Origin of the sequence: Devosia sp., assembly GCF_028290645.1 — a bacterium.
GTDB lineage: Bacteria > Pseudomonadota > Alphaproteobacteria > Rhizobiales > Devosiaceae > Devosia_A.
This window is the reverse complement of sequence record NZ_JAQGJL010000118.1, coordinates 1-7,286: the sequence shown is the minus strand read 5'-3', so window position 1 is coordinate 7,286 and position 7,286 is coordinate 1. Positions and strand designations below refer to the sequence as shown.

At 66.0% G+C, this 7,286-nt stretch carries 7 protein-coding genes; 6 read left to right on the top strand and 1 reads right to left on the bottom strand.

Annotation, left to right across the window (positions count from 1 at the left end):
- From JWQ89_RS06905 to JWQ89_RS06880, 6 genes are all read left to right on the top strand, one after another.
- Positions 1–559: sugar ABC transporter permease (locus tag JWQ89_RS06905; protein WP_299639563.1), on the top strand; the 559-nt coding region annotated here is incomplete at its 5' end.
- Between the two features lie 180 nt (positions 560–739).
- Positions 740–1,567, top strand: coding sequence for a carbohydrate ABC transporter permease (locus JWQ89_RS06900; RefSeq protein ID WP_299639561.1), 828 nt, complete (start codon positions 740–742; stop codon positions 1,565–1,567).
- A 10-nt stretch (positions 1,568–1,577) separates the two neighbouring features.
- Entirely contained in the window at positions 1,578–2,579 is a 1,002-nt protein-coding gene (locus JWQ89_RS06895; RefSeq protein WP_299639559.1) for an ABC transporter ATP-binding protein, read from the top strand.
- A gap of 67 nt (positions 2,580–2,646) precedes the next feature.
- Positions 2,647–4,125, top strand: coding sequence for a mannitol dehydrogenase family protein (locus JWQ89_RS06890; RefSeq protein WP_299639557.1), 1,479 nt, complete (start codon positions 2,647–2,649; stop codon positions 4,123–4,125).
- Between the two features lie 293 nt (positions 4,126–4,418).
- The gene (locus JWQ89_RS06885; RefSeq protein ID WP_299639555.1) at positions 4,419–5,570 is read left to right on the top strand and encodes a mandelate racemase/muconate lactonizing enzyme family protein; all 1,152 of its coding nucleotides are present in this window, start codon (positions 4,419–4,421) and stop codon (positions 5,568–5,570) included.
- 164 nt (positions 5,571–5,734) lie between these two features.
- Positions 5,735–6,904 carry an ROK family transcriptional regulator gene (locus JWQ89_RS06880; RefSeq protein ID WP_299639553.1) on the top strand — a complete coding sequence of 390 codons (1,170 nt, stop codon included), beginning with the start codon at positions 5,735–5,737 and terminating at the stop codon, positions 6,902–6,904.
- A 70-nt stretch (positions 6,905–6,974) separates the two neighbouring features.
- Here JWQ89_RS06880 and JWQ89_RS06875 read toward each other — a convergent pair.
- Positions 6,975–7,286 (bottom strand): FGGY-family carbohydrate kinase (locus JWQ89_RS06875; protein WP_299639552.1); only part of this gene is annotated, 312 nt, incomplete at its 5' end.

The following is a 7,286-nucleotide window of genomic DNA, read 5'->3' as shown; positions in this document are numbered from 1 at the left end:
GTTGCTGGTCATCGCACCCTTCTTCGTCATGCCGACCGTCAGCGCGCTGGTCTGGAAGAACCTGATGATGCATCCGATCTACGGCGTGATCAGCTTCCTGACGCGCGGCGTTGGGTTGGCGCCGATTGATTGGTTCGCCCAGCTGCCGATGCTGGCCGTCATCATCATCGTCGCCTGGCAGTGGCTGCCCTTCGCGACGCTCATCCTGCTCACTGCGCTGCAATCCCTGAGCGAGGAGCAGAAGGAGGCCGCCGAGATGGATGGTGCCAACGCCCTCCGGCGCTTCATCTACATCATCCTGCCGCACATGGCCCGGGCCATCACCGTGGTGATCCTGATCCAGACCATCTTCCTCCTCGGCATCTTCGCCGAGGTGCTGGTCACCACCAATGGCGGGCCGGGCTACAACTCCACCAACCTCGCCTTCCTCGTCTACCGCACGGCGCTGCTGAGCTTCGACGTCGGCGGGGCATCGGCCGGCGGCGTGGTGGCCGTGATCCTCGCCAACATCGTCGCGATCTTCCTGATGCGGGCCGTGGGGAGGAACCTCGATGCGTAAGATTTCAAGCATCGCGGCCGCGGCCACCCCCACCCTCGGTCCCTCCCCGCAAGGGGGAGGGAGGCGCCGGAGCCTCATTATCGTGGGCGCTGAAGCATCAGTCGTCTCCCTCCCCCCTATGGGGAGGCATCAAGGGTGGGGGTGCCCCTCGCACCAGTCTGTCAGCGAGCGGAGGCACTAATGGCCCGCGAAGTCACCCTGCAGCGCAAGCTCACCTTCACCGCACTCGCCTGGCTGGTCGCCTTCCTGTTGTTCTTCCCGATCCTGTGGACCATCCTCACCAGCTTCAAGACCGAGGCCGAGGCGATTGCCTCGCCGCCGACCATCATCCCCACCTGGACGCTCGAGAACTATTTCGAGGTGCAGGCGCGCTCCGACTATTTCCGGCACTTCTTCAACTCGGTGTGGATTTCGGTCGGCTCGACCCTGATCGCGCTGCTGATCGGCATCCCCTCGGCCTGGGCCATGGCTTTCACCCCCACGAAGAGGACCAAGGACGTACTGATGTGGATGCTGTCGACCAAGATGATGCCGGCGGTCGGCGTGCTGGTGCCTATGTACCTGATCTTCCGCGATACCGGGCTCCTCGACACCGTGTGGGGGCTGGTCATCATCCTCACCCTGATCAACCTGCCGATCGTCATCTGGATGCTCTACACCTACTTCAGGGAGATCCCGGTCGACATCCTCGAGGCGGCGCGCATGGATGGCGCCATCCTCTGGAAGGAACTGATCTTCGTCCTCGTCCCGATGGCGGTGCCCGGCATCGCCTCGACGCTGCTGCTCAACATCATCCTCGCCTGGAACGAGGCCTTCTGGACCATCAACCTCACAGCATCCAAGGCCGCGCCGCTGACCGCCTTCATCTCGTCCTTCTCGTCACCGCAAGGCCTGTTCTGGGCCAAGCTCTCCGCCGCGTCGACCCTCGCCATCGCGCCGATACTGGTGCTCGGCTGGCTCAGCCAGCGGCAGCTGGTACGCGGTCTCACCTTTGGCGCCGTGAAATAGGGAAAAAGAAATGGGCTCCATCGCTCTCGAACACGTCAACAAGGCCTTCGGCGGCCACCAGGTCATCTCCGATGTTTCCCTCGAGATTGAAGACGGCGCCTTCGTCGTCTTCGTCGGGCCCTCGGGGTGCGGCAAATCTACTCTCCTCAGATTGATTGCCGGCCTCGAGGACACGACCTCGGGCGCGATCCTGCTCGATGGCGTCGACGTCACCGACCAGGGCCCGGCGCATCGCGGCCTCGCCATGGTGTTCCAGTCCTACGCGCTCTACCCGCATATGACGGTACGCCAGAACATCGCCTTCCCGCTCAAGATGGCGAATATCGAAAAGCCAGTCGCCGACAAGAAGGTCGACGCCGCCGCCCGTGTCCTCAACCTCACCGACTACCTCGACAGGAAACCGCGCCAGCTCTCGGGCGGGCAGCGCCAGCGCGTCGCCATAGGCCGTGCCATCGTGCGCGAGCCCAAGGCCTTCCTGTTCGACGAGCCGCTCTCCAACCTGGATGCGGCGCTGCGCGTCAACATGCGCATCGAGATCACCGAACTGCACCAGCAGCTCAAGACCACCATGGTCTACGTCACCCATGACCAGGTCGAGTCCATGACCATGGCCGACAAGATTGTGGTGCTGAACGCCGGCCAGGTCGAGCAGTTCGGATCGCCCATGGATCTCTACAAGACTCCGGCCAACAAGTTCGTCGCCGGCTTCATCGGCTCGCCCAAGATGAACTTCCTCGCGGGCGCCGCCGCCGACAAGTACAGCGCCACCACTATCGGCATCCGCCCCGAGCACATGCGGATTTCCCGTGAATCAGGCGATTGGCCGGGCCGCGTGGGGGTTGCCGAACACCTCGGCTCCGATACCTTCCTCCATGTCCACGTGGACGGGGCGGAACTGCAGACCGTGCGTACCGAAGGCGACAAGGACTTTGCCCCGGGCGACCAGGTTTGGCTCAGCCCCGACCCCAGCCGGATCTACCGCTTCGACCGCGGCGGTCTGGCGCTCCGCTGAACGATTTTCTCGCGCCGCATCCCAAGGCACATATTTGGGGTGCGGCCCCCTATCGACGAGGTTGCCCATGCCGATCGAACTCTCCGTCCGAAACCTATCGGAGATTTCCGAGCTCGCCGCCGTGCCGCGCTACCGTCCATCCAACCTCAGGGCGGGGATCCTGCATTTCGGCGTCGGCAACTTCCATCGCGCCCACCAGGCGGTCTATCTCGACGACCTGTTCAACCTCGGCCTCGACCATGACTGGGCCCTTGTCGGCGCCGGGGTGCGCGACGCCGATGCGGCGATGCGCGCGACCCTCGAGGCGCAGGACTGGCTGTCCAGCGTCGTCGAGCAGGAAGCCCATGAGAGCACCGTCCGCGTCACCGCCCCGATGGTGGATTTCCTCACCCCCGGCGACGCCCGCGCCATCATCGGCAAGCTCGCCGACCCGGCGATCCGCATCGTTTCGCTGACCATCACCGAGGGCGGCTACTACATCGATCCGGCGAGCCAGCGCTTCGATCCCAGCCACCCCGATATCGGCTACGACGCCGAGCACTTCGACGCGCCAAAGACGGTCTTCGGCCTCATCCTCGCCGGCCTCGTGCGCCGCCGCGACCTCGGCATCGCCCCGTTCACGGTGATGAGTTGCGACAACATTCCCGGCAACGGCCACGTGACGGAGAACGCCGTCGTCGGGCTGGCAAACCTCATCGACCCCGAGCTGGCCCGCTGGGTCGGGCATGCCGTCGCCTTCCCCAACGGCATGGTGGACCGCATCACGCCCGCCACCGGCCCGCGCGAGCGGCAGTTGATCGCCGATCAGTTCGGCATCGCCGATGCCTGGCCTGTGTTCTGCGAAAGGTTCAGGCAATGGGTGCTCGAGGACAATTTCCCGCTCGGCCGCCCGGCGCTCGAGAAGGTCGGGGTGCAGTTCGTCAACGACGTCGCGCCGTTCGAGCTGATGAAGATCCGTATCCTCAACGGCGGCCACGCCACCATCGCCTATCCAGCCGGGCTGATGGACATCCATTTCGTCCACGAGGCGATGGAGGAGCCGCTGATCCGCGACTTCCTCGAAAAGGTGGAGCGCGAGGAGATCATCCCGATCGTCCCGCCGGTGCCCGGCACCAATCTCGACGACTATTTCAGGCAGATCGACCGGCGCTTCTCCAACCCCAAGATCGGCGACACCATCCAGCGCCTCTGCCTCGATGGCAGCAACCGCCAGCCCAAGTTCATCCTGCCCTCCGTCTCGGACCGCCTGGCGCAAGGCAAGCCCATTACCGGCCTCGCCTTGGTCTCAGCCCTCTGGGCCCGCTACTGCTACGGCGAAACCGACAGCGGCAAGCCGATCCCCCCCAACGACCCGAACTGGGACCGGCTGACGGCGCTCGCAAGAAAAGCGAAGGACGATCCCGTGGCCTGGCTGTCGATGACCGATATCTTCGGCGCGCTGGCCAAGGACCCGGTCTATGTCGGGGCTTTCACGCACGCGCTGTTGACGGTGTGGCAGGTGGGGACGCGGGAGACGCTGGCGCGGTATCTGCGGGGGAAGCTGTAGGCCTCGGAGCGCGGGCGACCCCCACCCTTTATCCCTCCCCACAAGGGGGAGGGAGACGACTGATGCACCTGTGAACGCCCAACTGCTCCGGCTTTCGCACCTCCCTCCCCCTTGTGGGGAGGGTAGCGAAGCAGGCCTGGGCCAGAGCCCGGGCCGTCGCGCAGCTGGGTGGGGTGGCCCCACACTCGGAGCGGCCCGACTCCCACCTCCGCCTAATTGACTCCGTCCCCTCAATCAGTACCCCTCTGCACCAACCGAGCGGGAACACCCCGCCGTTCGAGGGAGCATCCGAATTGAAGATCACTGCCATCAAGCCCTATGCCGTCTGGGTGGGCATTCGTAACCAGCTCGTTGTCAAGATCGAGACCGACGAGGGCATTTTCGGCTGGGGCGAGAGCGGCCTCTCGGGCCGCGAAAAGGCAGTGGTCGGCGCGCTCGAGCACTACACCGAGATCCTCATCGGCATGGACCCCTTCCAGATCGGCCACATCTGGCAGCTGCTCTATCGCAGCCAGTATTTCGAAGGCGGCCGCGTGCTGCAGGCCGCGATCTCCGCCATCGACATCGCGCTCTACGACATCAAGGGCAAGGCCCTCGGCGTCCCCGTTTACCAGCTGCTCGGCGGCAAGCAGCGCGACAGGATCCCCACCTTCGCCACCACCTCGGGCGAGCCCGGCCCCGAAATGATCGAGCAGGCCAAGATGCTCATCGAGCACGGCTGGAACGCCATGCGCCTCTCCCCCTCGGGCCACGGCGAAACCATCTACGAGCCGCGCGAGCACATCGGCAGGACCGCCAAATGGATGGTGAAAGCCCGCGAGGAACTGGGCGAGGACGTCGTCCTCGGCATCGATTTCCACCACCGCCTGTCGGTCGCCGAAGCCGCCAGCTTTTGCCAGAAGATGCCCTCGGGCACCCTCGATTTCCTCGAGGAGCCGATCCGCGACGAGACCCCGGAAGCCTACGAATCGCTCCGCACCCTTACCGACATCCCCTTCGCCATCGGCGAGGAATTTGCCTCCAAATGGCAGTTCCTGCCCTACATCGAACGCGGCATCCACCAGTTCAACCGGATCGACGTCTGCAATGTCGGCGGCCTCACCGAGTCGATGAAGATCGCCGGCTGGAGCGAGGCGCACTATGTGGACATGATGCCGCATAATCCGCTCGGGCCCATCTGCACCGCCGCCACAGTTCATTTCGCCGCCGCCGTACCAAATTTCTCCTGGCTCGAAACACGCTCGAGCCCGGCCGAAACACATCTGGGCTTCGACAATTCCGACTTTTTCCCGGTCCAGCCACGGCTCGAGGGTTCGCACTATCCGGTGAGCGATGCCCCAGGTCTTGGCGTCGAGGTCAACGAGGAACTGATCAAGCAGCAAAGCTTCAAGTTCTGGCAGGCGCCGATGTTGCACCGCCGCGACGGCTCCGTTACCAACTGGTAATGCGATGGCGGGTTGACGGCCCGCCACGCATCCCCACTAATATTTGCGGACGCAGGAATCATACCTTGGCCCCTACTGGGGCCGGGGTCGTATTGCTTGGGCGTCAATTGCGTCGAGGCGAGGTTTTGGAATTGTCGGACTTCTTCGAGCCCGCGGGACGTGGCGTGCAGCATGCCAGTCTGCGCGCCGCCAATCGCCGCGCCGTGCTGACCACCATCGCGCTCGGCCCGGGCCTATCCAACGCCGACGTGTCGCGCCGCACCGGCCTCGCCCCGCAGACCGCCTCGGCCATCGTCAGCGAGCTCGAAGCCGACGGCCTCGTCACCCGCGGCGAGGTCCTGCGCGGCCGCCGGGGCCAGCCGGCGACGCCGCTGTTCCTCGATTATTCCGGCGCCTTCGCGATCGGCTGCGAGATCTCTTGGCAGCATGTCGACATCACGCTGATCAGCCTCGGCAGCGAGGAGATCGGCCGCTATCGGCGCGCCTATGCCTACCCCGATGCCGCAACCATCGTCGCCGAGGCGGCAACGGCGATCAACGAGCTGATCGGCAAGCTGGCCCCGGCGCAGCGTCCGCGCCTTGCCGGGCTGGGGCTCGCAACGCCCTCCGCTATCTGGCGCAGTATCGGCCACCTCGGCGCTCCGGCGGAGCAGGTCCCGCTCTGGCGCGCGCTCGACCTCCGCGCCGAGCTCGAGGCCGCGACCGGGCTCCCCACCGCCTGGTTCAACGATGGCACCTGCGCCTGCTGGGCCGAAATGGTGATGGCGCCGCCGCCGCGCCCGCCCAACTTCGTCTATCTCTTCGTCACCACTTTCCTTGGCGCCGGCATCGCCGCCGAACACACGCTCTGGGCAGGCCCGACCGGCAATTCCGCCAATCTCGGCTCGATGCTGGTCAACACGGGCGACGACAGGCGCCGGTTCGGCCACGACGTCGCTTCGACCAGCGCGCTCAGCCGGCGGCTCGCCGCCTCCGGCATCGACGTGCCGCCCGGCGATCCCTCCGATTGGCCGTGGGCCGATTGGGAGCCGCACGTCGCCGCATGGATTGCCAATGCCGGCGCGGCACTCGCCGAGATCGTGTTCAACACCGCCGCCGTGATCGAGGTCGAAGCAGTGGTCATCGATGGTATCGTTCCCACCCCGATCGTCGAACGTATGGTCGCCGCCACCGACGCGGCCCTCACCAGCCTGCCCGAACTGAGCCACAACCGGCTCCGCATCGCCGCCGGCAAGCTCGGCCTCCGCGCCCCCGCGCTCGGCGCCGCCCAGCTGCCGCTGTTCCGCAAGCATTTCTCCCGCGAGCTCAACGACATGCTGGCCGAGGAAGCATAGCGCCCTCGCGGACTACCTGCCACAGTCCGCCCCACGCTCGATGTCGACGGGGCGGATGAATGATCCGATGTCAGTCCCGCGCCAGTTCGCGCAGCATCGCCGTCGCCCGGTCGAAGGCCCGCCCCTGCCGCCCGATCCGCTCCGCCCGCTCGGACCGCGGCCGATACACCCTGCCCTGCGCCGCTACGCCTCCCGTAAGCCCAAGCGCCTTGGCCGCCACCCGCCAGGCCCCGAGGCTCGCCGCCAGCACCGGATAGGCCGGCACTGTGACCTCGCGCCCCAGCACATCGGCAACGACCTGCGGCCACACCGCACTCTGCGCCCCACCGCCGACCAGGTAGGCCGCCCCGCCCGCCCCCATCGCCCGCACATTGGCCGCAAT